The following is a 25,353-nucleotide window of genomic DNA, read 5'->3' as shown; positions in this document are numbered from 1 at the left end:
CGTGTCCCTCGAGTTCAGGCGGCGCGCGAGGCGGAGGCGACAATCCGGCCGTCCAGCATGTCGATGCGGCGCTTGGCCATGTCCGCGTGGCTGGGCGAGTGGGTGACCATGACGATGGTGGCTCCTTCGGCGTTCAGCCCGCTCAGGATGTCCATGACCTGTTGGCCGTTCTGGGTGTCGAGGTTCCCGGTAGGCTCGTCCGCCAGGATAAGTTTGGGGGCGCCGACGACGGCGCGGGCGATGGCTGCGCGCTGCTGCTGACCGCCGGACAGCTGATGCGGATAGTGCTGGGCGCGGTGGGCGATGCCGACCTTGTCCATGGCGGCGGCGACGCGGGCGCGCCGATCGGTCTGGCGGTCCTTGCGGTAGATCAGGCCCAGTTCGATGTTTTCGGCGATGGTCAGTTCGTCGATCAGGTTGAAGCTCTGAAAGACGAAGCCCAGAGTCTCGCCGCGGAAGCGGGCCAGGGCCGATTCACTTAAGGTCGCCAAGTCGCGATTGCCGAACAGATAGCGGCCGCCGCTGGGCCGGTCGACGGCGCCCAGGGTGTTCAGCAGGGTGGACTTGCCGCATCCGGACGGACCCATGATGGCGAGGAATTCGCCCTGGGCGACCTCGAGATCGATGTCATGAAGCGCGGTGGTCTCGACATCGTCGGAGATGTAGCGGCGCTGGATGTTCTCGAGACGGATCACAGGTGGCCCTTTCCACGGATGTTCAGCTTGTCGCCCCTGATGGAGGCGGTGTTGGAGGTGACGATACGGTCGCCGGGCGACAGGCCGGAGAGGATTTCGACCTGCGTCGGATTGCGACGGCCCAATTCGATGGGGCGGCGGCGGGCGTGAGCGCCGTCCTTGTCCAGTACGAAGACGGAGGCCGCGTCGCCTGCGCCTTCCAGCCAGCCGCCGACCGGGGCGACGAGGGCCGAGCGCGCGGCGCCGAGCGTGATGCGCAGGTCCAGCGTCTGGCCGCGGTTCAGCCCGTTCGGCGTGCGCCCGTCAAAGGTCAGCTCGACCTTGAAACGCCCTTCGGACACGGCGGGCAGAACGCGCGAGACCGTCAGCGTCGCTCCCTCTGACGTTCGGGCCTTCTGACCTGCGGTGATGCGGCCGAGGTAGTATTCGTCGACGTCGGCTTCCAGCTTCCAGGCGCCCTCGCTGTCGACCTGACCGGCGGGGTCGCCGGCCTTCAGAGCCTGGCCGGGCTGAAGGTTGAAGTTCGTCAGCCGCCCGGCTGTCGGGGCGCGGATCACCAGGGCGTCGAGCCCCGCGCGCACCGCTTCCAAATTGCCCGCCAGTCGTTGGCGCACCTCCGCCAAACGGTTCGCCTGGGCGGCGGTGATGCGGGATTCCGTCGCCTGTCCGGCCTGAAGCTGCTTCAGCCGGTTCTCCTGATAGCCGGCCTCTTCGGCGAAGGAGCGGACGCCGGCCTCGGACAGGAAGCCCCGTTCGTACAGCTGGCGGCGGATGTCATGTTCGCGGCGCGCCCGCAGAAGGTCATAGCTGGCCTGGTCGATCTGGGCCTCGCGGTCCAGGCGGTTGCGCTGCAGGCCCAGATCCTGCGCCGAGGCGTCGCCCAGCTGGCCGACGATCTGGGCCTCGCGGGTCAGAACCTCCAGCTTCAGCTCGGGGTTGGACAGGGCGGCGAGGGGCTGGCCCTCGGCGACCATCACCCCGTCCTCGACCAGAAGCCGTTCGACCTGTCCGCCGGCCAGGGCGCCGACCAGGGTGCTGACGCGCGGCGCCGCGACGGCCCGGACGGGGATGTAGTCGTCGAAGGCGGCGCGCTGGACCACGCCCGTCTCGACATCGGCGGCGGCGATATTGGTCGAGCCGCTCGAGGGCAGCAGACGCCAGGCCGCGCCGCCGACGACGGCCAGTGCGACGATGGCCAGGATCGCGCGCCGTCGCCACCACGGCGGGCGCTGTCGCTCCAGACGACGGTCCATGGCGGCGCCGCCGGCGGGGCCGGTCGACGAGGTTGCGTGCTTTGCGTGTTCGGACATTATGGTTTCAGTCTCGCCCGGCGCCGCAGAGAAACCTAAGTCCTTATGATCAAAGCTGTTTTTGAAGATCGAGAGAGCAGCGCGCGTCCGCGTCCGGTCACAGTGTCCGGGGATGGACAGTCGGAGGGGACGTCAAGAGGCGCTTCGGTTCTGCTGGTGGACGACAATACGGTGGTGGCCCGGGCGATGGAGATCGCTTTTCAGGTGGCGGGCCATCGTCTGGAGTTCGCGCCGGGACCGCAGGAGGCGCTGTCGCGTCTGGCCTCCGCGCGATACGACGCCGTGCTGCTGGACATGAATTTCGGCCCCGGCGAAACGAGCGGCGAAGAAGGCCTGACCTGTCTGCGGCGGATCATTGCGGATGATCCGACGGCCTGTGTCGTGGTCATCACCGCCCACAGCGGCGTCGGCATCGCGGTGGCGGCCATGCAGGCGGGGGCGCGCGACTTCGTCATGAAACCCTGGCGCAATCGCGACCTAATCGCCAAGGTCGAGGCCGCGATCGCCCGCCGTGCGCCCATTGAAACGCCGTCGGCGCCGCCCGTCGCGAGCGAGGCCGCTCCGGCGCGGCTATTGGGCGACAGCGCCGCCGTCCAGCGATTGCGCGATCTGATCCGCCGCATCGGCCCGACGTCGGCCAGCGTCGCGGTGGTCGGGCCGCCGGGGGCGGGGCGCACCTTGACGGCCAGGGCGATCCACGCGGCTTCGCCTTTGGCCGATCAGCCGCTGCGCAAGATCGACCTGCGCGATCCGGCCGCCTGGCGCTTCGATCTGGAAGAGGGGGCGGTCATCCTGCGTCATGCGGAGGCTCTGGACGACGTGGCGCAGTCGCGGCTGCTGGATCAACTGCCCCCGACGCTGCGCTGCTTCAGCCTACTTTCAGGAACGACTGGCTTGTCTGCGGCCTTGCGGCGGCGGCTGGCGACGGTCGAGGCGGCTGCGCCTCCGCTGGCGGAGCGCGAGGACGACGCCGTCATCCTGGCGCGCCACTTCGCGCGCGAGGCGTCCGAGCGGTTCGGCCGCCCGGCCGCGCAACTGACCCCTGGCGCGGAGGCGGCGATCCGCGCGGCCGCGTGGCCCGACGAGGCGCGCGGTCTGGCCCTGGCGGTCGAGCGCGCGGTGTTGTTGTCGGAGGACGGAAAGATCGAGGCGGCGGCCGTCGTTGCTCCGCTGTCGCCGGTGTCGGATGCGCTGGATACGCCTGCCGACAACGCCTTCGATCTCGGCGACGCCGAGAAGGCGATCATCGCCGCAGCGTTGCGTGAACATCGGCACAATGTCTCTCAGACTGCGGCGGCCCTGGGGCTGAGCCGGGGGGCGCTCTATCGGCGCATGGCCCGTCATGGTCTCTAGGCGGGCGGCGTCAGCGCTCGCCTGCGCGCTCGGCCTGACGGCCAGCGGCGTGGCGGCTGTTCTGGCCTGGCGATCCGGCATGTGGGGCGCGCTGACCGGCGCGGCGCTTGCGGCGGTATGGCTCAGCGTTCTGAACGCGCGGATGTGGGACAGGCGTCCGCCTGCGTCTGTTGCGGCGGCGTCGCCCGACGAGGGGGAGGCGATGGCGCTGCGGGTGTTGCTGGACGCCGCGCCGACGCCCCTGGTCGGCGTCGAGGGGACGACGGCCAGGGCCTTGAATCGTGCGGCGCGCGACCTTTTCAGCGCCGAGGACCGCATTCTGCCGCCGCCGGCGGCCCTGTTCGATCGCGAGGTCGCCCATTTCCGCCAGTCCGGTCGACGCTGGCGCCTGGATCGCGTCGAACTGACGTCCGGGGGCGGCTCGTCCTTGGCGGCCCTGATCGACGTGGAGCAGGAAGAACGCGCCGCCGAGGCCCGCGTGACGGCCGAACTGGTCGAGGTGCTGGGCCATGAACTGCTCAACGGCCTGGCGCCGATCGCCTCGCTCTCGGAAAGCGCTCTCGACGTTCTGGACGGGGCGCACGACGATCCGGATTTGCTGCGCGAAATCCTGGGCGTCCTGGCGCGCCGCGCCGACGGGCTGCAGCGGTTCGCCGAGGCCTATCGCACGCTGGCTCGCCTGCCGGAGCCGATCCTGCGGCCTGTGTCCGTGCGCGAGATGGCGGACGATCTGGCGCGCCTGTTCGCGAGCCGCTGGCCAGCGGCGACCCTGCATGTGGATGCGCAGGAAGACCTGTCCTGGGCTCTGGACCGGGATCAGATGCACCAGGCTGTGTGGGCGCTGCTTCAGAACGCCGCCGAGGCGACGCAGGTTGACGGCGCGCCGTCCGGCACGGTTTGGCTATCGGTCAAGCGGGCCGACGAGACGCTGGTGATCGAGGTCGTAGACGACGGCCCCGGCGTATCGTCGGCCGACGCCGAACGCATCTTCCGCCCCTTCGTGACCACCAAGCCGAACGGCTCGGGCATCGGCCTCAGCCTGGCCCGCCAGATCGCCCACGCCCACGGCGGCGCCCTGACCCTTGAGCGGACTCCGGCGACCGTATTCCGGCTGAGCCTGTCGTAGCGGTGCGCTTCGCCGCCTGCTCTACTCCATGATCTCGGGGGTCTTCCCTGATTGCCGTTCGAACAGGCGCCGATAGTGGCCGTCGCCGGCCTGGAGCAGGTCGTCATGGGTTCCGTCTTCGACGATCTCGCCGCCCGAGAAGACCAGGATGCGGTCCAGCGCCCGGACGGTCGACAGCCGGTGGGCGATGACGATGGCGGTGCGGCCGATCAGCAGCCGTTCCATCGCCTCCTGGATCGCCGCCTCGCTCTCGGAATCCAGGCTGGACGTCGCCTCATCCAGGATCAGGATCGGCGCATTCGCCAGGAAGGCCCGCGCGATGGCCACGCGTTGGCGTTCGCCGCCGGACAGCTTGACCCCTCGCTCGCCCACTAGGGTCTGATACCCCTTCGGCAGGCGGGCGATGAAGTCGTGCGCATTGGCGAGGCGCGCGGCCCGCTCGATGTCTTCGGGCGTGGCGCCGGGACGGCCATAGCCGATGTTGTCCGCGATCGATCGATGGAAGAGGATCGGCTCCTGCGGCACGATCGCGACCTGGCGACGCAGGGACGCCTGGGTCGCGTGGGCCACGTTCTGTGCGTCGATCATCACTCGGCCGTCATCGACGTCATAGAGCCGCTGGACCAGCTTGACGAAGCTGGTCTTGCCCGAGCCTGAGCGTCCTACCAGCCCGACGCGCTGACCCGCAGGAATGGCGACGTCGAGGTTTCGGAACAACGGCCTTTCCTGTCCGGCGTAGTGGAAGGTGACGGCGTCGAAGCGGATGGCGCCGTGCCTGACTTGGATCGGTTGCGCATTGGTTTGGTCGGGGACGCCCAACGGCTCCTGGTGAAGCTGAACCAGCTCCTCCATCTCATTCACCGAACGCTGAAGCTGGTGAATGTGCATGCCGATGTCGCGCAGATAGCCGTTCAGGACCAGATAGCTGGTGATGACATAGGCCATGTCGCCGGCGCTGGCCTGGCCGCGCATCCACAGCCACAGCGCCACGCCCGTGACCGCCAGCCGGATCAGCCACAGAAGCGCGATCTGTCCCGAGCCGGCCCAGGTGAAGGCCATCCAGGTCCGGTGCGTCCGCTTGCGCCACTTGGCGACGGTCTTCGCCAGCAGGGCCTCTTCGCGCGCCTCGCCGCCGAAGGCCTTGACCACGGCGTTGGCGCCGATGGCGTCGGCCAGCACGCCGCCGATCCGGGTGTCCCACTGGTTCGACAGCCGCGCGGTCGGCGCGAGCACCTGCGTCGCCAGACCGACGGTCAGAGCGATATAGGCGATCGCGCCGACGCCCATCACGAGGCCCAGGAGCGGCCAGTGCAGCGCCAGCAGAATGACCGTCCCCGCCAGCACCGTCAGCGACGGCAGAAGCGAGAGCAGCAGCACGTCGTTCAAGGTGTCGAGCGCCCACATGCCCCGCGTGATCCGTCGGACGGTCGAGCCCGAGAAGGCGTTGGCGTGCCAGTCGGTCGACAGCCGCTGGACGCGCGCGAAGCCTTCCTGCGTCACGTCCTGCATCATCTTCAGCGTCAGGGGCGTGATCGCCCACCAGCCGAGGTGGCGCAGCACGACCATCGCGGCGCCCAGGGCGGTGATGACGGCGAAGGCCGCCCAGGCGGCGCCCACGTCGCCGCGGCCCGCCGCGTCGATGATGCGCCCGGCGTAGAGCGGGGCGAAGACTTCCGTGAGGGTCGCCAGCAGCATCGCCCCGGCGCAGGCGACGGCCAGCCATGGGGTTCGGCGCCACAGGCGGAAGGTGAAGGCGAGCACCTTGCGCAGCACGGACGCGCGCAGGCGCGCGTCGGCGTCATCATAGTCGGTCATGAAAAGAGCAACCGCGCAAATCCGCGCGGTCCTTGTGTCAGCAATGATCAGGGGAACGGCTCAACACCGAGCCGAATGGGACGTCAGCGGCCGTGGCGGCCGAAGACCATCGGGAACCCGCAGGCGGGCGTGGTCTTGTCGATCATCATGCCCTCCTTTTCCCTAGAACAATTGGACGCTTCACAAGTAGCAGGTCCAGATTTCGACGACAATGCTTTCCCGGCGCCCTGACCTGACGTCGGTTTTTCAGCGTAGCGGGCGGCAGCGCCTGCCAGGCGCTACCGCTCTGAATCGGCGCGTCTAGCGCCGTCCGGACCCGCCCAGATGGTTCGATAGGAACAGGGCGTTGATCAGCAGACGCTCTGTCCCCAGCCAGTATTTGCGGTGGGCCGGGTCGTCGGCGAACAAGACGACGTTGCCCGCCCCGACCGGGTTCACCTGAGCCCAGACCGAGCCCGCCGCCCTGGCTCGCAGGGCTTCGGGCAGGTAGCCGTTGACCTGCGGGCTGGTCTCGATCCGCACCACATTGGCGAAGGGATCGGACACGGGCGCCAGAACCACGTCCGTCTCCTTGTTCACGAACAGGTCGCGGCGCGACAGGCCGAAGGCCAGCGGGTGGCTGATGTCGACGTCGGCCGACAGGGCGTTGCCCGCCGTGCGCTGCTCGCCCTGGATCGCGCTGCGGTCGGCGTAGTCGCGGCGCTCGACCTCGGTCTTCTTCTCGTCTTCGGAGGCGGCCTGCGGAGCCAGGCCGTTGGCGGCGGCCCAGCGTGCGGCGCTGCCGAACACCACGAGAGAGCCGCCCGCGCGCACCCAGGTTTTCAAGGCGTCCACCGTCGGCTGGCTCAGGTTGTCGTAGCGCCCACCCGACAGGACGATGCTGTCATAGTCGCCCAGCGGCACGCGGCCCAGTTGCGACGGGTCCAGCCGCGTCGCCGGATAGTTCAGCCGCTCGCTGAGGGCGAACCAGGTGGCGCCGATCTCGGTCGCGTTGACGCCTTCGCCCATGACCAGGGCGATGCGCGGGGCGCGCACGACTTTCACATTGTCGCTGCCCAGATCGACACCCGCGACGCTTTGGCCGGTCGAGACGGCATGGGCGACCACGCCCGCCTCGCGCGCGGCCTTGTCCACGGCGGCGCGCAGGGCGGCGGCGTCCAGCGGCTGGCCCGCCGTGGTCACGACCAGGGAGCCGCGCCCGAAGGCGCTGTCGCCCGCCGCCGTCCTTGCGGTCAGCGGCTCGAACGCCGCGCGGACGCGAACGTTCTGACGCAGCAGGGTGGCCAGCACGCGCGGCGCGTTCAGGTCGCGCCAGTCGACGACATAGGCGTAGGCGCCTTCAGGCCCGCTGACGCCGCCGTTCGCGACGGGGGCTTCGGTCACGGCGGACCCGTGGGCGGGGACGCGGCGCAGGCCGTCGCTCTTCAGCCCATAGCCCAGGGCGACTGAATAGGAGGTGCTGCCGTAGACGCTGCCCTTGGTCGGCGGCGTCCGGTCGAAGATGGAGTGCACCAGCCGGAACTGCGGCTGGGCCGAGGGCACGACATAGGCGCTGCCCGGCTCATACACGCGGCCGTTCTGCGTCACCCGCTCGGTCAGCGGATGGACCTGAATGCGGTGGGCCAGCAGCAGGTCCAGCGTCTGGCGCGTCAGGCCCGGATCGGCCGCGTCGCCGAAGACGAAGGCTTGACTGGAATGGCGCCGCCCCTGTTCGACGGCCGAGCGGAAGAAGTCGCGCTGGAACGTCTGCAGCCCGGCGCGCTCGGCCACGGCGCCGCGGATGGTGGCTAGGCCGACGTTGGTCTGGTTGCGGATGGTGAAGGGGAAGGTCAGCGGGCCGTTGGCCGTGTCCTGCACCAGGCCGCGCGAACTGGCCTGTTCGACCGTCACCCCGACCCCGCCGTGGAAGTCGGGATAGGTCGAGCCGTAGACCGGCGAGAAGTTGTCGAAGACCTCGCGCGTGTAATAGAGCGAGCCGAGGCTATCCAGCGCCTGGGCGTGATACCTGGCCAGCGTCACGTTCCATTCGTAGCTGGCGCGCGGCAGCAGGGGGCTTTCCATGCTGGCGGGCGAGGGCTCGAAATAATAGGTGCTGCCCGCGCCCATTTCGTGGAAGTCGATCTGGATGTTGGGCCGCCAGCGGTGGAAGGCCTCCAGCTTGGCGCGCGTCTCCTTCTGCGTCACCGCCAGCCAGTCGCGGTTCAGGTCGGTGAAATAGTGGTTGGTGCGCCCGGCGGGCCAGGCCTCGACGTGCTCCTTGTCCTGCGGGTCGGCGACGGCGGGCTGGTTCTTCCAGGCGTTGTGCCAGTTGGCGGCGCGGTCGCGGCCGTCGGGGTTCTGGGCCGGGTCGATGACGACCACGGCCTTGTCCAGCCAGTCCAGCACCTCGGGCGAGCGCCCGGCCGCGAGGTAGTAGGCGGTCAATAGGGCCGCCTCGCCGCTGGACGTCTCATTGCCGTGGACGCTGTAGAACAGGCCGACGACGACCGGGGCGTCAGCGCCCGCCGCCGGGCCGCCGGGATCGCCCGCCGCGATATGGGCGCGCTGGATCTGGTCGATCCGGCCCTGATTGGCGCCCGAGGTGATGACCATGGACAGCAGGGGGCGCTGTTCATAGCTGCGGCCGATCTCCTCGACCGTGACCCGATCCGACAGGCGGGCCAGTTCGCGCAGATAATCCACGATGCGGTCGTGGCGGGTGTAGTGGGTTCCGATCGGATAGCCGAGGAAGGCTTCGGGCGTCGGAATGGCGGGGTCGAAATCCCCCGCCGCCGCCTGAGGGAAGAAATAGGCGCTCTGTGCGACGGCGGGCGTCGGTACGGACAACGCAGTTGCACTGAACAGAACAGCCAGAGCGGCGCCTGCGGCCAGTTTGCGGCGGGTGAACAGGGAAGGGGCGGCTCTGGCGTTCATTGTGGTGGTCTCAATCAGAAGCGGACGTCGAAGCCGACGCGGAAATAACGTCCGCGCAGATCGTACTGGCCGAAGTCATAGGGGGCGCGCACGCCGGGGAAGGAGGCGTCGTGCGGCGGCGCTTCGTCCAGCAGGTTCTCGATCTTGGCGTAGAGCGTCACGCGCTCCAGCCCGGACCACGCCGCATACAGATCGAATTGGTGATAGGCGTCCACGCGCGATTGTCCCCCGACAACCGGCACCTGATCATAGCCTGAGGTGTAATACCAGGTCAGGTTGGCGTCGAAGACGTCGCGGTTCCAGGCCAGGCGCGTCGTCGCCTTGTGCGCCGGCAGGGTCGCGCCCCGGTTCGATCCGGCGTAGTCTAGCAGCGGCCCGCCCGCCGCGTTCGGCCGCTTGTATTCCAGCAGGTGCGTATAGGCGCTGGAGGCGGTGAACGTCCCCCAATCGCCCAAGCCCCAGTCCTCGGTGCGCCAGCGCTGGCTGAAGTCCACGTCGATGCCCGAGGTCTCCAGCGCCGACAGGTTGCGATAACGGTTGTAGACGGCCTGCAGCTTGCCGCGCGGGTCGCGGATGACGTCGGCGGGGTTGTTGCCCTGGACGATGGCGGTGGTGTTTCCCGTGCCGATCAGGTTGTCGAGCTTGATCTGATACCAGTCGATGCTCAGCACCGTGTCGCGCGTCGGGGTGAAGACGACGCCCAGATTGTAGGACCGGGTCTTTTCCGGCTCCAGATTGGTGTTGCCGACGGTGAAGAAGGTCGGGCTCTGGCGTGAATTGGGCAGGTCGGGGTCATAGGGGTCGATGACCGAGCCGTAGGAGATCATGGTCGAGGCCGAGTTCTCCGACAGCGACGGCGCCCGGAAGCCGCGCGAGGCCGAGGCCCGCAGCGCCAGCCAGTCCAGCGGCTTCCATCGCACGCCCGCCTTGGGCGAGAAGGCGCTGCCGAAGTCGCTGTACTCATCGGCCCGCGCGGCGACCTGGATGTCCAGATTGCTCAGGACCGGAATGTTGAACTCGGCATAGGCGGCCCAGACGTCGCGCTTGCCGTCCACGGCGGCGATGGCGGGACGGATCTGCAGCCCGGCGTCGATCTGCCACGGATTGCTTGAGACCAGGCTTTCATGCCGGAACTCGACCCCGGCGGCGTAGCCGATCTGGCCGGCGGGCAGGTTGAACAGCTCGCCCGAAATCTTGAAGTCGGCCCCATAGAGGCGCGACTCCGCTGGACGCAGGGTCGACAGACGGATGCCGTCCAGCACGGCCTGCGGCGTGGCGCCGGGCTCATGCAGGTTCAGCGTGCCGTTCGCCAGGGCGTCGGCCAGGTTCCAGCGATGGGCGAAGCCGCCCGACACCGTCTCGCGCTCATCGCTGCCTGAGGCGAAGACGGCGGCCTCCCAGTCGAAGCGGTCATGGCGGCCGCGCACGCCGCCCAGCGCACGATAGGACTTCGACTCATTGGTCTTCAGCGTCCGGCCCAGATCGAAGAAGGTGTATTCGATCGGCGTGGCGACGCCGTAGGGATTGTAGGGGTTGTTGGCGGGCAGCAGGTTGGACACCGGCTCGGCCAGACCGGTCTGGGCGTTCAGCGCGAACCGCCCGCCTTCCAGCGTGAAGAAGGGGCTGGAGCCGAACAGGGACGCCCCCTCGACATAGGAATAGAGCACCTCGCCGAAGGCCTCGATCTGCGGCATCAGGCGCTTGGTCCCGAACAGATAGGCCTGATAGCGGTCGGTCGAGGGGATCAGCGTCGTGTGCGGCGCCAGGTTGATGGCGCAGGTGTCGCCGGCCAGGCCGTCGATCGGGGCGCTGGCGGTCAGCACCATGCCCTCGGGGCACTGGCCCTGGGCGTCGAGGAAGGGCACGGACTTGCCGTCGACCAGGAAGCGCGCGCCCTTGGCCGACCAGCCGTTCCAGCGGCCGCCAGGCAGGTCGGTGTAGATGCCCGACTTGGTTAGGTCGCGCTGGTCCTGATCCAGCCGGTTGCGAGTATAAGCCTCCAGCGACAGCAGGATGTTGTAGCCGTCCGTCTCCAGATCGCCGTGGCCTGCGACCAGTTTGGCGGTCGAGGTCTCCAGCCCGCCCTGACCGGCGACGCCGTAGCTGGCCCCGAACTCCAGGCCCTGGAAATTCTGGCGGGTGATGATGTTGGTGACGCCCGCCACCGCGTCCGAGCCGTAGACGGCCGAGGCGCCGTCCTTCAGCACCTCCAGCCGCTGGGTCGCGACCATCGGCAGGGCGTTCAGATTGACGAAGGTGTCCGACAGGCCGCCGCCGGGGAAGCCGTAGTTGGCCACGCGCCGCCCGTTCAGCAGCACCAGGGTGTTCTTCTGCGACAGGCCGCGCAGGCCGATGCCCGCCGCGCCGGACGACCAGCCGCTGTTCTGGGTCTCGTTCGAGCCGTTGCCGGTATTGGCCGAGATCGAACGCAGCAGGTCCGCCGTCGTCGACTTGCCAGAGCTTTCCAGCTCTTCGCGCCCGATCACCTGGACCGGGTTGAAGCCCTCGGTGTTGGCGCGGCGGATGTTGGAGCCTGTCACGACGACATCCGAGACGGAGTAGGCCGACGTCGTTGCGGATTGATCTGTTAGATTCTCAGAGACTTCCCCGTGTGCGGCGCTGCACGCTCCGGCGGCTGAGAAGAAGGCGAGAACGGTCAGGGATGGCCTGATCATGGAAATGCTGCACCGCAATAAAAGTCACAATTGGGCGCGCAATAAGGCACGTGAGCGGCGCGTTTCTAATGTAGAATTTCTAATTTCATGACGAGTTTTTGTGGCCGAGATCGCACGGCGGCGCGGCCCGCCGGTCCGGATGTGCAAGCCCTGATCGCGCGATGAAAAAGGCGGGTTGTCATCGATTGTGAACAGTGTTTAATTGTCTTCGCGCCATGCGTTGCGGCGTTAGTCGATCCCTGTCTCCTGTCGAGAAACGAGTCTCGTATGCAATCCTCACAGACCATCGCCGCCGTGTGTCTCGCTGCGTTCGCCGTGGCCGCGGCGCTGCCGGCTTCGGCTCAGTCGCTGATCGAAATTCAGGATGTGGACCGTGACAATGTCCTGACGGGAACGCCGGCCGCCTTTGTCGTCGCCTTCCCTGAGGCTCAACGGAACGAGGCGGTGCGAAAGGTCGGCGACGACGTCTACAGCTTTGTGCCGCTGGCCTTCATTCCGCTGTCCGACACGCGCGTCGCCCTGGTGAGCACGGGAGCCAACGAATGCACGGGGCAGGCCTGCAGCGGCATGAACGCGGTCCACTATCTCGACCATGACGCGGGCGCGCCGCGCTACCCCTATGCGCTTCAGGGCGAGTGGCTGGATGTCGGCGCGGCGGGCGTTGTCGGCAACCCGGCTCTGCGATGGGGCTGGACGAAGGCGATCGCGGCCAATCCGGTCCTCTATACCGAGGCTGGCGGCGTGTGGCAGGGGCGCGGGTGCGGCTATGCCGAACTGACGGAGTTGACCCCGTCCGGCCCGGTGCGGATCGCGCGCATCCAGACCTATTTCTCGGACGCCAGCGCCGATGACGGCGAGGCGGGCGTCGACGGGGTGATCACGGCCGCCGACCAGGGCCGCAGCTTCACGGTGTCCTACACCGGCTCCGCCAGCTTCAAAGAGACCTACACGCGCGGCGCCGACGGCCAGTTTCGACTGGACGGCCAGAGCCGCGTTCCCGCCTGCTAAGACGACATCAGCGTCGCTGCGGCGACGCCAGAAACCAAGGAGGTCTGCGTGCGTATTTTCATGACGAGCCTGACTGCGGCCGCTTCCTTGGCGGCGACGGGCGCCTTCGCTCAAAGCGCCGTCTGCACGTCGCTGGACAAGGGCGATCTGTCCATCGGCCAGACGCTGTCGCAGGCGCAACAGCAGCAGCTTCGCGAGCAGGCGCCCGTGGGCGCGCTGCATTGCGGCCGGACGGGCTGTACGGCCGTGGCGTCGGATGGGGTGAGCTACAGCTGGCGGCGTGACGGCCGGATCGTCGGCAAGACGATCGAAATGTCCGCGCCGACGACCCTGCCGGGCTGGCGCGGCGAGATCGATCAGGCGTTCGCCGATCGCCTGGGTCAGGCGACGTGCACGCGCTTCACCGTGTTCGACGATGAACTCGACGGCGGCCGTTCCATGAAGAGCGCGCCGTTTGCGGCGTCGCAAGGGCAGACGATCACCGCCAGCCTCTTCGGGCGTGGAACTGCCGAAGAGCCGCTGACGATCGAGATGCGCGCCGTGGATCAATAAGTCCTGCCCTTGGGCGAGGATCTGTCGCTTAAGCGTCGAAGGAAATTTGCATGACCCTGAGAACCTCGCTCGCGCTCGCCTTGGCCGCGACGCTCGCCGCCTGCTCGCAGGCCGAAGAGGGGGCGGCCGCCGCCCCGACCCCGGCTGAAGCCGATGTCCCGGCGTCGCCCGCAGCGCCGGCAACTGCGCCTGACCGGAACGGCGAGGCGCCGCCGCTGTCGGCCTATGTCGGCAAGCATCCGACCGAGCCGGTGCAGGACGTCACCTTCTTCCAGCATCCGGACGTGCGCGCGGCCATGGTCGCCTCGGGCGTGGATCGCGACATCCAGAAGTCCATCGTCTTCGACGGCAACGTCGTCGGCTTGGTGACGGAGACGCGCGGGCGTCTGTTGCTTCACGGCTATGATCCGGCGGGCGCGGGGTCGACCAACTGGGCCATTCTGATGATCCCGGACGGCAGCAAGGCGGCGGTCTGCTACTCCACCGGCATCGTCGGCTATGAGAAGGGCGCCGACTGGTATTTCGAGGGCGATGTGGCCTTCACCCTCTACACGCCCTGTCCCTCCGAGGAAGGCGATATGGAATCCCTGAGCAACTGGCCGATCGGCCCCATTCCGGGCTGAGGCCGGGAAAGGCGCGTGTGCACTGACAAGAGGCATCTGATGGCGCTTCGTCGTTTCGCGAGCGGGTTGGCTGCGACGCTGGTCATGAGTGCGGCCGGCGTCGCCGCAGCTCAACCCGCCGGGGCCGACGAAGAGGCCGCCAGGGCGGCCCTGAAGGAATGGATGGCGGCCAGCCCCAAGTACGCGAAGCTCCAGTACGACCTGGTCAAGGCTCAGGCTGGCTTGGCTGTTCGTATCGAGCGATTGGTCATGATCGGGCTGCTGTGTGAGCGGCTGTCGGAGGACGACAGTCGCCTGATCATCGACAACGCCCGAGAAGAGATGGCGTTCGGCCAGTCCGTGCTGTCCGAAGCGCAGCAGGCTGATTTCGCGCTCTACTATGAAGGGCTGCGGCAGGGCGCGCTGGTCGCCGCCGCCCCTGAGCCGCCTCGCCCCGAAGCGTGCGAGGACTTCGCCAAGCCGGGAGGGACTTTGGTCAAGTTGCTGACCTGGACCGGGCGCCGACAGTTCATCAGCCCAGGCGTTCTCGCCAGCCCGAGGACCATCCCTTAAAGGCCGCGCGGATCATCGTGACGGGTCCGGCAGACGCACCGCCTGGAAATAGGTTCCCGAGAGCGTACCGCCCGCACCGCAATAGGGGACGCTGTCGGCGCCGTTTTCGATCGTCTCCTTGACGACAAGCGTCGCGCCCTGGGCCTTCACGTTCAGGGACCAGGCGGCGGCGCCGCTGATGTCGTCAAAGCGGGCTTCGTCTTCGTCGATCCAGTCGCCGCTGCCGTCGACCTCGCAGGACCAGCCATCGCCGCGCAGGTCGGCGGCCGTGGCCGTGAACGTCAGGACGCCGGTCGCCCATTGGTTGACGACGATCTCGCCGTTGAGATTGCGCCAGCGACCGACCACGCTGACCAGCGGGTCGTTGCCCAGATCGGTCAGGAATGCTTCACGCCGCGTCAGTTGATCGGTCAGTTCTTCGATCAGGTCGGCGCCCGTCAGCCGCGCGCCGACCGTGTTGCGGGCCGCAAGAAAGGCGCGCTGGTCGCGACGAAGCGCCTCGGCGCTAGCGGCGTCATAACCCCTGATCGCCGTTCCATAGCGTTCAGCGATCTTGGCGTCCAATGCGGTGAGGGCCGGGGTCGAGCAGATGGCGGTCTCGACCGGTCCGGAGGCGCGTCGGCAGTCAGCGCTTTCGGCGGCCGCAGGCTGAGCGACCGAGGCCGTTAGGGCGGCGCCGAGAAGCAGGACGGCGGTCGAAGCGGACGACGGGAAGCGAAGCGCGGTCATGGGAAGCCTCAAGGCGAATGCGGAAGGGCGCGAAAGCACCCTGTCGGGCGCAATTCATATCCTTAAATGAGCATCGATCAATAAAAAACGAAAACTGACGTTTCTTCCCGCTCTCTGCACAGCTTCTGCTATGCAGGGTTAATGGGAAGGCGATCGGATCATACGCGGCAGGAGCTGGAGCGGCTTTTCGTGGTCGAAGGCCACAAGCACATGGCCGAGGTGGGCTTTGCGCGCTTCTCGGCGCGCGAGGTGGCCAAGCGCGTCGGCTATTCGATCGGCACCCTCTACAACGTGTTCGGTACGCTGGATCAGCTGCTGATCGCCATCAACACGCGAACCTTCCAGCTCTGGGCGGAAGAGGTGCGTCAGGCGCTGGAAGGCAGCGGCCCAGACCGCATCCGATGCCTGGTCGAAGCCTATTTCGGCTTCGCGCGCGCCAATCCCCATAGCTGGCGCGCCATCTATGAGCACCATTTGCCCCCGGACGTGGCCCTGACCGACGAACAGAACCAGCGTCGCGGCGACCTGACCCAGATCATCGTCAACGAGGTGACGGCTGTCTTGCCGGCGAAGGCGCAGGCGGGTGCGCCGCGTCTGGCGCGTTCGCTGATCGCCGTGGTCCACGGCCACTGCGTCTTCGACCTGAACGGCAGCTTCGCCCTGATGAGCATCGAAGAGCCTATCGAACTGGCGCTGGAACGTGTCCGTGAAAGCCTGTCTCAGGCCGGTGCGGCCTAGCGACCGCCCGATGGGCTGCGGTGTTGGATGCGGTCTTCACGAAACTGGCGCGAGACGGTGAGCATTCTGTCGTCTCGGCGGGGCAAGTCAGGCGCGGGGATGGCGTTCTGGCAGAGACATGGCGGATGGAAGACAGGCGAAGGGGCGGCGCGAGGGGCGCTCCTTGAACTATCTGCTGGCGCGCTATGGCGTGGAAATCCGCACGGCGTTGGTGCGCCGCTATGGGTCTCAGCAGGATGGGGTGGACGACGCCCTGCAGCAGGCCTTCCTGCGATTCAGTACGCTGGAGAACCAGGACAAGGTCGCAGACCCGCGCGCATTCCTGTTCGTCATGGCGCGCAACGCCCTGAAGGACGCCATCCGTCGCGCCGACAGCCAGAAGCGACGTTGGAAGGCCCTGGCCGAGGCTACGCCGCCGCAGCATGAAATCAGCCCGGAGGAGGCTCTGTTGAGGCGCGAGGAGCAGGAAGCCCTGGATCGTGAAATTCAGGCGTTGGACCCGGACGCGCGTGAACTGCTCCGGATGAGCCGCATCGAAGGCCTGACCTATGCGGAAATCTCGCGATTGACGGGACGCTCTGCGGCGGACATCAGCCGCACGATCGCGCGGACGTTGATCGAATTGCGTCGCGCCATTCAGGTGCGCGGGACGGAGGCGGCATGACGGCGCGGAGTGATGCGCCGCCGATCGAGCAGGCGCTGGAATGGCTGGCGCTGCGCTGTGGCGGCCAGACAAGCGCGGCGGATCGCCGGGCGTTCGAGGCCTGGTTGGCGGCGTCGCCGGATCACGCGGCGGTCTATGCTGAGGCTGAGGCCCTGTGGGCGCGGCTGGACTGGTCGGAGGCGCTGAACCGGCAGAGCTTGAACCATGCGATCGAGGCGTCTGCGCCAAAGCCGATGATGCGTCGAAAGGCGCCTCTGTCGCGACGGGGGCTCATGGCCATGGCGGCCGGGCTTGGCGCGGCGACGCTGACGCCGTTGGCGCTTCACCTGTCCAGCGGAGAGCGGCGCCGGTTTGAGACCGAGGTGGGCGAGATTCGTCATCTGTCGTTGGAAGACGGCTCGCGCGTGTCCCTGGGCGGGCGTTCGGTGCTGGCGACGCGCGTCGGCGACCGGGTGCGCCGGATGCGGCTGGACGAGGGCGAAGCCTTCTTTGATGTGGCGCGGGACGAGACGCGGGTTTTCACCGTGATCGGCGCAGGGCTGAAGGCCGAGGCGCTGGGCACCGCCTTCGAGGTGCGTTTGGGCGACCACGGGCCGGAAGTCTTTGTCGAAGAGGGGCGGGTGCGCGTGACGGCCATCGCCACGGGCGAGCAGACCGTCATCGGCGCGGGCGAGCGCGCGGCCCTGCGCGGCGGGACGCTGAAACGGGCGGCGATCAATCCGGCGGGCGTCGCGCCCTGGCGGCGTCAACGTTTCAGCTTCATCGATCAGCCGTTGTCGGAAGTCGTGGCCGAGGTGAATCGCTATTATCGGCCGGGCGTGACGATCGCCTCGCCTAAGTTGGGCGCGCGCAAGGTGACCGCCGCCTTCACCATCGAGCAGATTCCGCAAGCGCTGGAGAGCCTGGCGCAGGAGCTGGACGGCCATCTGGTGCGCCGTCGGAACGCCGAGGGTGAAATCCAAATGATGCTGAAAAGCTGAGTTATCTTGAAGCTTTAGTGAAATCGACAGGCGGGTTGGAAGGACGAGCGTCGGCTTGCGTCTAGGCGGTGTCGAAGCTGTTGGGGGCCGTGTCGGCTGCAGGCTTCACGCAACGTCCAGGGGATAGAATTGACCGTTCATCGTTCCAGGCTGAAGGCCGTCGCCACGTCTTCCGCCGCCGTTTTCGTGCTTGCCGCCGCCGCCATGCCCGCCATGGCTCAGGCCCCGTCACGCCCGGCCGCCGCCGCACAGGTTCACGCCATCCGCATTGAGGCCCAGTCGCTGGACCGGGCGGTGGTCGCCCTGGCCGAACAGACGGGGGCGGTGATCGTCGCTGCGGGCGTTACGCTGGACAACCGTCGTTCGAGCGTGCTGATCGGCTCGATGACGGCGGCGGAGGCGCTGGCGCGTCTGCTGGAAGGCGCCAATCTGACGTTCCGGCGCGACCCGAACGGCGCCTTCGTCATCGTCTCGGCCGCCGAGGCGCGGGCTGAGACGACCCAGATCGGCGACGTGGTCGTCACCGCTCGCTTTGATCCGCTGAGCCGCCTTCAGAAGGGCGCGACCGACAGCTTCACCGGGCTGGACCGTTCGCTGCTGGAGACGCCCCGTTCGGCCTCGCGCGTCAGTTCGGACACCATCGCCCGCTATGGGATGGAGAATGTCGACGATCTGGTCGCCGCTGTGCCGGGCGCCTATACGGCCAGCTTTTTCGGCGTGCCGGGCAATCTGAACGTACGTGGCACCCTGGCCGACACCTATTTTCAGGGCTTCAAGCGGATCGAGAACCGCGGCAGCTTTTCGTCCAACCTAGGCGCCGCCGCCTATGTTGAGGTGCTGCGCGGGCAGTCCTCGCCCATCTATGGTCCCGGCAAGGTCGGCGGCCTGCTGAACTTCGTGCCCAAGTCGGCGCGCGGCGTCGATGCGCGCTATGCTGATGAGATGAGCGGCGGCGTCAACGTCACCGTCGGCTCCTACGGACGGCGCAATGCGGCGGCGGATCTGGTGGTCCCGGTCGGCGAAGGCGGCATCGCCCTGTATGTCGAGCGTGAGGACTCGGATTCCTATTACCGCAATATCCATCCCGAGCACCTGAACCTTCAGGCCACCTATGTCGGCGATTTCGGCGACGGCTGGTCGGGCGAGGTCAATCTGATGCATTTCGAGGAATCGGGCCGCATCCAGTCGCCGGGCTGGAACCGGGTGACGCAGAACCTGATCGACAACGGCGTCTACATCACCGGGCGCGACACCGATCTGGTCGACCTGGATGGCTCGGGCATGATCGAATACGGCGAGATCGACGCGGCTTTCGGGGCGTGGGGCGGGACGTCCAACATTCGCCAGATCAAGGAATACGGCGGCAAGAACAATCCGAAATTCGCCCTTGATGAAGGCGTCGGCACGACGAAACTGAGCCGCCGCAACGTCATGGCGGACGACGCCGACTACAACGACAGCCGCACCTTCACCGCCTATGCGGGGCTGCAGAAGGAGATGGCGAACGGCTCGGTTCTGGCCATCAAGGCCTTCATGGACGACATTGAGAACCAGCGCTTCACCAGCTTCGGCTTCGCCGCCGACTATGACGCCCGCGCCCTCGAAGGCCGCGTGACCTACAGCTTCCCCTCGCGCTTCGGCCAGCATGTCAGCGCCGACACCATCATCGGCGTCGGTTATCGCGACCACACGGCCAAGCAGTATGAGAGCTACCTGTCCGGCTATATCGCCCTGAACCGCCGCGACCTGTCGCATGGTTCGACGGCGGGCGATCGCATCGCCGCGCCCCTGATGAAGGACGGTGTGCAGATGTGGGACTCGCGGCACGAGATGGAGTGGAACAGCCGCTCGGTCTTCGTCATGAGCGACATCACCGTCTTCGATCGCTTCAGCATCCTGGCCGGACTGCGCTGGGACGACTACGATCTGAAGGCGATCAACAGGGGCGAGACGGTCTTCGGTCTGAAGGATACGTGGGTCGAGAACGGCAAGGCGGCGATGACCTGGTCGCTGTCGGCGCGCTATGAGACGCCCTGGGGCCTGACCCCCTATGTGACCTTCGCCGAGCCGCGCTCGCTGGAGTCGACCCAGACGGGCGGCGTGTCGGTCGGCACGGTGATGAGCAACCTGTTCATCTCGCCGTCGGAACTGAAGGAAGTCGGCGTCAAATTCTCGCTGCTGGACGGCGCCCTGTTCGGCGGAGCCGCCTATTATGAGCAGTTCCGTCGCCGTACGGACATGCTGGGCAACGTCAGCGGCAACACTTCGGAAGGCTTTGAGCTGGAAGCCCATTGGCTGGCGACCGACAGGCTCAGCTTCACCACGGCCCTGACGCTGCAGGAGACGCGGGTGGATGCGCCCGGCAAGGGCAAGGGCGAGTATCTGGAGCTGCGTCCCGAACAGTTCGGTCTGGACCCTGCTTCCGCCTATGGCGGCACCTTTGCGGTGAACAACGCCGGAACCTTCGCCGAGTTGGCCGACGGCTATGTGGTCCGCACCATGCCGGACACGGTGTTCAGCCTGTTCGGCGCCTATACGACCGAGCCGTTCAGCTTGATGGGAACGGAAGCCAGCGCGGGCTTCACCGCCGGGGCCACCTATGTCTCGGAAACGGGCGGCGTCTTCGAGAACAGCTTGCGTCTGCCCGCCTATACCCTGGCCAAGGCGGCGGCCTATGTGAAGGTGCGCAACGTCACCGTCTCGGCCAACATCGATAATCTGTTCGACGAAGAATACTTCACCCCCTCGGCCGAGGTTTACAAGGAAGTCGCCGTCATGCCCGGCCTGCCGCGCATGTTCCGGGTGAACCTGGCCTATCGCTTCTAAGGTCCGACGACGTGTTCGGCGGCTGAGCCCTCTCGGCCGCCGGATCGCCTTTTCGCGCCGCCAGCACGGCGCCTCTCGAACGAAAGAACAGGTTCGATGACGCAGAACCTTTGTCTGTCGCGCCGCGGCGCGCTGGCCTTCATGACGGGCGGCGCGGCGCTGGCCGGGCCCGCCGTCGCACGCTCATCGGTTGATCCGGCGCGCTTTACTCATGGCGTGGCGGCGGGTGATCCGATGCAAGACGGCTTCGTGATCTGGACCCGCGCGGTCGGGGCGGGCACGACGGTCGGCCTGTGCTGGGAGGCGGCCGAGGACGCCGACTTCACCCGCATCGTCCAGTCCGGCACGGTTCAGGCGACCGCCGCGCGCGATCACACGGCCAAGGTCGATGTGACGGGTTTGCGCGCCGGGCGTGAATACTTCTATCGCTTCCACAGCGCCGACGCCGTCTCGCCGGTCGGGCGCGCGCGCACCCTGCCGGGCGGGGATGTCGAGCGGGCGCGGTTGGCGGTGGTGTCCTGCTCCCACTACGGCTTCGGCTACTTCAACGCCTATCGCGCCATCGCCGATCTGGAAGAGCCGGTGGACGCTGTCGTTCATCTGGGCGACTACATCTATGAATACGGCGTCGACGGCTATGGCGGGCCGGAAAGCCGCGCCCTGGGCCGTGAGCATGACCCGGCGCATGAGATTGTCACCCTGGACGACTACCGCCGCCGCTTCGCCCAGTATCGCGCCGACCCCGATCTTCAGGCCGCCCATGCCCGCGCCGCCTTCATCACCGTGTGGGACGATCACGAGACGGCGAACAACAGCTGGATGGGCGGATCGTCCGCCCATGACGAAGATACGGAAGGCTCCTGGGACCGCCGCCGCGATGCGGCGATCCAGGCCTATTTCGAATGGCTGCCTATGCGCGATCCGCCGCCGGGGCGTCCGGCCCATGTGCTGAACCGCGTCTATGATTTCGGCGACCTGCTGTCGCTGATCGCGGTGGAGACGCGCCTGACCGGCCGCACCAAGGCGACCAGCGCCTCTCGCGACATGATTTTCGACGCCGAGGGCCGCCCTGACCCCGACCGCTTTGAGGCCGAAGTGCTGAACCGTCCCGAACGCTCCATGATGGGCGTGGCCCAAGAAGCCTGGCTGGAGGGCGCCCTGACCGCCTCGGTCCAGCGCGGAACGGCGTGGCAGGTGCTGGCCAATCAGGTCGTCGTGGCCCGGATGCGGGCGCCGGACTTCATCTCCGTCATGCCTGAAGATCTGCTGGAAGAGGCGATGTCGCGCTCCGGCTCGCGCCGCTGGCTGGAAAGCACGCGTCTGGGCCTGCCGATCAATCTGGATGCGTGGGACGGCTATCCGGCGGCGCGCCTTCGCCTGTATGACGCCGCCCGCCGCAGCCGGGCCAATCTGGCCATCCTCAGCGGCGACACGCACATGTTCTGGGGCAACCGCCTGCACGACCCGCGTGACGAAAGCTTCGTCGGCGTCGAGTTCGGGACGGGCAGCGTCACCTCGCCCGGCGGCTATGAGACCATCAGCCCCGACCCCCGCATCTATGAGGTCGCCGAAAAGGCGCTGGTCGCCAGGAACCCGGACGTCCGCTTCGCCCATGTCCGCGACCATGGCTTCCTGATCGTCGAGATCACCAAGGCGGCCCTGACATGCGACTATCATCAGGTCGCCGATATCCAGACCCGCGACGGTCGGGCCCGGCGCTTCGCCCGCATCACGACCGACCGCGCAGGCGGCTTCCAGGTGCAGGAGGGCTGAGATGCGTTTGCTGATCGTGGGGACGGCGGCGCTTAGTCTCGCGCTTTCGGCGTGCGCCTCAGGCCCTGAGGCGTCGTTGTGGCAGGGCTATGCCGACCATCCGCAGGGGTATCTGGGAGCGGATAGCCGCTTTGAGGCGCTCGCCTTTCTGCCGCCTCCGCCAGAAGTTGATTCCCTGAGGGCGCAGAATGATCTGGCCGTCTATCGCGCGACGCGGGCGTTGAAGGGCAAGCCGCGCTGGCTTCAGGCGGCGGCCGACGCCGAGATTGTCACGCCCTCGGCGCCGGGCGTGTTCAGCGAGGCGCTGGGCGCCCCGTTCGAGCCTGAGCGGACGCCGACGCTGGCTTTGCTGCTGGGGCGGATGCACGCGGATCTGGAGACGATCCAGGCTTCGGCCAAGGCCAGCCACGCCCGGCCGCGGCCCTTCGTGTCCGAGCCCGCCGATATCTGCGTCGATGCCGCGCCGTGGCTGGGAGAAAGCGGCTCCTATCCATCGGGCCATGCGGCAATGGGGTGGGCCTGGGCGCTGGTGTTGTCCGAACTGGCGCCGGATCGCGCCGAGGCGATCCTGACGCGGGGGCTGGCCTATGGCGACAGCCGCGTGATCTGCGGCGTCCACTATGTCAGCGACGTAGAGGCGGGGCGGCTGATGGGCGCGGCGCTCATCGCCCGCCTGAAGGCGGAGCCGGCTTTCCAGCGGGACTTGGAGCGGGCGCGAGCCGAATGGCGACGCAGCTTTTCGAGACAGCGGTAATCGCGAAGGCGACCTACTTCGGCAGGCGGCTCATGGCTTCGAAGCCGCCGGTGAAGATGACCTCCATCGCGTCGCATATTGCGGCCATTTCCGACGACTTGCACAGGCCGCCCGACAGGACGTCGATGCGCCCTGTCTGAGCCAGGGACAGGGTCAGCGACCCCGACAGCAGGTGGTAGAACCAATAGATCTGTCGCTCGGGAGTGTCGGGCGCGATCCGTTTCAGCAGGCCGATGAAGCGGTCGATCACGGGGTCGAAATGCTGATGCATGGTGTCGCCGCCCCAGGCCGGGGTGTTGTTCACCTGAGCGACCAAGGCCGCGTAGTTCAGCCAGGCGCGGTCTCCGCTCTCAAACAGGACGAACAGAGGACGCAGGAAGGCGTCGATGGCGCCGCTGACGGTCATGGCGTCGCCGTGTTCGGCCTCATAGCGGTCCAGGCTGTCCAGGCGCAGGGTGTTCACCACCTCGGCGCGGCGACCGAAGACGGTCGAGAACAACCGGTTCTTGTCGTCAAAATAATAGTGCAGCAGGGCTGTATCGACGCCGGCCTCCTTGGCCACAGCCTTCAGGGTGACGCCGTGCAGGCCGTCGCGCGCGAACAGGGCTTCGGCCACGTCCAGGATTCGGGTGGTCGTTTCCTCGCGGCGTTGGGCCTTAGGCTTGGGCGGCGCCTTGGGCTTCGCGGACGCCTTTGCGCGCGGCTTGGACTCGGTTGCGGTCATGGGCGCAGCTTACCCGAACATCCGCCGCAAACGATCACGTATCCGCATCAAGAGGATCAGCAGCTTGCCCTTGCGCGCATGGTGGTCCAGCGCCGCCTTCCACCAGGCGCGCTTCACCTCGCCGCCGGGCGTGGCGTTGAACACCATCCAGGCGTCGTCGGCGGGGGCGTAGACGGGCCAGTCGGCGCCCGGCGCGCCTGTCCTGGCGAAGGCGACCCAGCGGGCGTGCATGGCGTCGCTGACGGCGCGGTCGGCTTCGGTCGCGGGCGGGGCGCCGTCAGGGCGACGGTTCAGGGTCTCGAAGACGTGGAAGATCTCGGCGGCGTGGGCGGCGCGGGGCATGGTGTCGCGTCGTGCTTCTTCTACATAATCAAAAGCATAGAGCCATGCCTTCGACTTGCGCGGGCGCGACGCGATCCAGCGCGCGGGGGCGGCGAAGGCGAAGTCGCGGAAGCCGTGGCGGATCAACTGCTCCTCATCGCCGCTCGCCTGCGGATAGAGGCGGGCGAGGGCGGCGTTCGGCTTTACCAGCTTGCCGAACCGTTCCAGTCCGCCGCCGTAGTTGAGCAGGGAATCCTCGCCGCTGTTGACCCCGATCATCAGCGGCACGTCGGCGAAATCGCCTCGGGCGAAGGCGCTGATCGGGTCGCGGTCCAGCAGGCGGTCGTCGATCACGGGGCCGAAAGCGCTTTCGACGGCGGTCAGCCGCTCGGGCGCGACGGCGCGCAGGGCGACGGCGTCTGGGGCGCTCAGGCCGAGGGCGGCCGCGGCGGCGACGCCGCGCGCCTGGGCGGTCTTCAGCGGCGTGGCGGGCAGCCAGCCGCCGCCGGACTGGACGACGGCCTTGTGGAACAGGCCGCGCGCCCGCTTGGCCGTCATCAGGGCCAGGATGTCGAGGCCGCCGGCGGATTCTCCGAACAGGGTGACGTTGGCGGGGTCGCCGCCGAAGCTGGCGGCGTGGTCGCGCACCCATTCCAGCGCCGCGATCTGATCCAGCAGGGCCTGATTGCCCAGGGGCTCGTCGGCGGGGGCCTCGGCCGTCAGCGCGGGGTGAGCGAAGAAGCCGAGCTGGCCCAGGCGGTAGTTGACGCTGACCAGCATCACGCCGTCGCGGGCGAAGGCGGCGCCGTCATAGAAGGGCAGAGAGCCCGCGCCCATCCGGTTCGAACCGCCGTGCAGCCAGACCATGATCGGCGCCGGGCCTGTCGTCTCGAGCGGCGCCCAGAGGTTCAGCGTCAGGCAGTCCTCGCCGGTGGGCTCGGGCGCGCCGCCGATGGCGACGATGTCGGCCACGTCCGCCGGACCCGCCTGGGGCGCCGAGGGGCCGAAGGCGGCGGCTTCGCGCACGCCCTCCCAGGTCGGGAAGGGGCGGGGCGCGCGCCAGCGCAGCTCGCCGATCGGCGCGGCGGCGTAGGGCACGCCGCGGAAGACGTTCGCCGGGCCTTCGCGACGGCCCCGCAGAGCGCCCGACGGCGTGTGCGCGACGGGGTGCGCCGCGCCTTGGTGGAGCTGGTCCATGTTTCGTCCCTTCAGGCGCGATCTT

Annotated in this window: 20 protein-coding genes; 12 read left to right on the top strand and 8 right to left on the bottom strand. The window is 67.8% G+C overall.

From position 1 onward, the window contains the following. Positions 1-14: 14 nt before the first annotated feature. Positions 15-695 carry an ABC transporter ATP-binding protein gene (locus tag FGL25_RS10960; RefSeq protein ID WP_138141699.1) on the bottom strand — a complete coding sequence of 227 codons (681 nt, stop codon included), beginning with the start codon at positions 693-695 and terminating at the stop codon, positions 15-17. Beyond that, positions 692-2,005, bottom strand: a complete 1,314-nt coding sequence (locus FGL25_RS10955) for an efflux RND transporter periplasmic adaptor subunit (protein ID WP_252970133.1) — start codon at positions 2,003-2,005, stop codon at positions 692-694. The genes FGL25_RS10960 and FGL25_RS10955 overlap by 4 nt, the downstream gene beginning before the upstream one ends. A 156-nt stretch (positions 2,006-2,161) precedes the next feature. On the opposite strand from FGL25_RS10955, the gene FGL25_RS10950 reads away from it, so the two are divergent. Continuing rightward, a complete protein-coding gene (locus FGL25_RS10950) occupies positions 2,162-3,358 on the top strand; it encodes a sigma-54-dependent transcriptional regulator (protein WP_197733833.1) in 1,197 nt (398 codons plus the stop codon). Positions 3,359-3,407: 49 nt separating this feature from the next. Next, on the top strand, positions 3,408-4,484 hold the full coding sequence (locus FGL25_RS10945; protein ID WP_197733832.1) for a sensor histidine kinase: 1,077 nt from the start codon (positions 3,408-3,410) through the stop codon (positions 4,482-4,484). A gap of 21 nt (positions 4,485-4,505) precedes the next feature. Here FGL25_RS10945 and FGL25_RS10940 read toward each other — a convergent pair whose 3' ends face one another. From FGL25_RS10940 to FGL25_RS10930, 3 genes are all read right to left on the bottom strand, one after another. After that, on the bottom strand, positions 4,506-6,299 hold the full coding sequence (locus tag FGL25_RS10940; RefSeq protein ID WP_138141696.1) for an ABC transporter ATP-binding protein: 1,794 nt from the start codon (positions 6,297-6,299) through the stop codon (positions 4,506-4,508). A 300-nt stretch (positions 6,300-6,599) separates the two neighbouring features. Continuing rightward, entirely contained in the window at positions 6,600-9,212 is a 2,613-nt protein-coding gene (locus tag FGL25_RS10935; RefSeq protein ID WP_138141695.1) for a M14 family zinc carboxypeptidase, read from the bottom strand. Positions 9,213-9,226: 14 nt separating this feature from the next. Next, complete coding sequence (locus tag FGL25_RS10930) at positions 9,227-11,752, bottom strand: TonB-dependent receptor (protein WP_252970132.1); 2,526 nt, start codon at positions 11,750-11,752, stop codon at positions 9,227-9,229. Between the two features lie 402 nt (positions 11,753-12,154). Here FGL25_RS10930 and FGL25_RS10925 point away from each other — a divergent pair, with 402 nt between their 5' ends. The 4 genes from FGL25_RS10925 to FGL25_RS10910 are packed head-to-tail and all read left to right on the top strand — an operon-like array spanning position 12,155 to position 14,622. Beyond that, a complete protein-coding gene (locus tag FGL25_RS10925; RefSeq protein ID WP_138141693.1) occupies positions 12,155-12,895 on the top strand; it encodes a hypothetical protein in 741 nt (246 codons plus the stop codon). A 48-nt stretch (positions 12,896-12,943) separates the two neighbouring features. Further along, complete coding sequence (locus FGL25_RS10920; protein ID WP_138141692.1) at positions 12,944-13,447, top strand: hypothetical protein; 504 nt, start codon at positions 12,944-12,946, stop codon at positions 13,445-13,447. A gap of 50 nt (positions 13,448-13,497) precedes the next feature. Beyond that, on the top strand, positions 13,498-14,070 hold the full coding sequence (locus FGL25_RS10915; protein ID WP_138141691.1) for a hypothetical protein: 573 nt from the start codon (positions 13,498-13,500) through the stop codon (positions 14,068-14,070). A 39-nt stretch (positions 14,071-14,109) separates the two neighbouring features. Next, positions 14,110-14,622 carry a hypothetical protein gene (locus FGL25_RS10910; protein WP_138141690.1) on the top strand — a complete coding sequence of 171 codons (513 nt, stop codon included), beginning with the start codon at positions 14,110-14,112 and terminating at the stop codon, positions 14,620-14,622. A gap of 12 nt (positions 14,623-14,634) precedes the next feature. On the opposite strand, the gene FGL25_RS10905 is transcribed toward FGL25_RS10910, so the two are convergent. Then, positions 14,635-15,351, bottom strand: a complete 717-nt coding sequence (locus FGL25_RS10905) for a lysozyme inhibitor LprI family protein (RefSeq protein WP_138141689.1) — start codon at positions 15,349-15,351, stop codon at positions 14,635-14,637. Between the two features lie 189 nt (positions 15,352-15,540). Here FGL25_RS10905 and FGL25_RS10900 point away from each other — a divergent pair, with 189 nt between their 5' ends. The 6 genes from FGL25_RS10900 (at position 15,541) to FGL25_RS10875 (ending at position 23,086) form a co-directional block, all read left to right on the top strand. Continuing rightward, a complete protein-coding gene (locus FGL25_RS10900; RefSeq protein WP_197733831.1) occupies positions 15,541-16,089 on the top strand; it encodes a TetR/AcrR family transcriptional regulator in 549 nt (182 codons plus the stop codon). 163 nt (positions 16,090-16,252) lie between these two features. Continuing rightward, entirely contained in the window at positions 16,253-16,753 is a 501-nt protein-coding gene (locus FGL25_RS10895; RefSeq protein ID WP_157678046.1) for an RNA polymerase sigma factor, read from the top strand. Further along, a complete protein-coding gene (locus tag FGL25_RS10890; RefSeq protein ID WP_138141688.1) occupies positions 16,750-17,733 on the top strand; it encodes a FecR family protein in 984 nt (327 codons plus the stop codon). Before FGL25_RS10895 ends, FGL25_RS10890 begins: the two co-directional genes overlap by 4 nt. Positions 17,734-17,862: 129 nt before the next feature. After that, entirely contained in the window at positions 17,863-20,559 is a 2,697-nt protein-coding gene (locus tag FGL25_RS10885) for a TonB-dependent receptor domain-containing protein (protein ID WP_138141687.1), read from the top strand. A gap of 96 nt (positions 20,560-20,655) precedes the next feature. Further along, positions 20,656-22,332 (top strand): alkaline phosphatase D family protein, encoded by a 1,677-nt coding sequence (locus FGL25_RS10880; RefSeq protein WP_138141686.1) that lies wholly within the window; start codon positions 20,656-20,658, stop codon positions 22,330-22,332. Position 22,333: 1 nt separating this feature from the next. Then, positions 22,334-23,086: an acid phosphatase gene (locus FGL25_RS10875; RefSeq protein ID WP_138141685.1), complete on the top strand. Its 753-nt coding sequence runs from the start codon at positions 22,334-22,336 to the stop codon at positions 23,084-23,086. Between the two features lie 13 nt (positions 23,087-23,099). Here FGL25_RS10875 and FGL25_RS10870 read toward each other — a convergent pair whose 3' ends face one another. Together FGL25_RS10870 and FGL25_RS10865 are read right to left on the bottom strand one after the other, a co-directional pair. Continuing rightward, entirely contained in the window at positions 23,100-23,810 is a 711-nt protein-coding gene (locus FGL25_RS10870; RefSeq protein ID WP_138141684.1) for a TetR/AcrR family transcriptional regulator, read from the bottom strand. Positions 23,811-23,819: 9 nt separating this feature from the next. Beyond that, positions 23,820-25,328, bottom strand: a complete 1,509-nt coding sequence (locus FGL25_RS10865) for a carboxylesterase/lipase family protein (protein WP_167493336.1) — start codon at positions 25,326-25,328, stop codon at positions 23,820-23,822. Between the last annotated feature and the right edge of the window lie 25 nt (positions 25,329-25,353).

The organism is Brevundimonas vancanneytii (assembly GCF_901421975.1).
GTDB lineage: Bacteria > Pseudomonadota > Alphaproteobacteria > Caulobacterales > Caulobacteraceae > Brevundimonas > Brevundimonas diminuta.
This window is presented reverse-complemented; position numbering and strand designations above follow the sequence as displayed.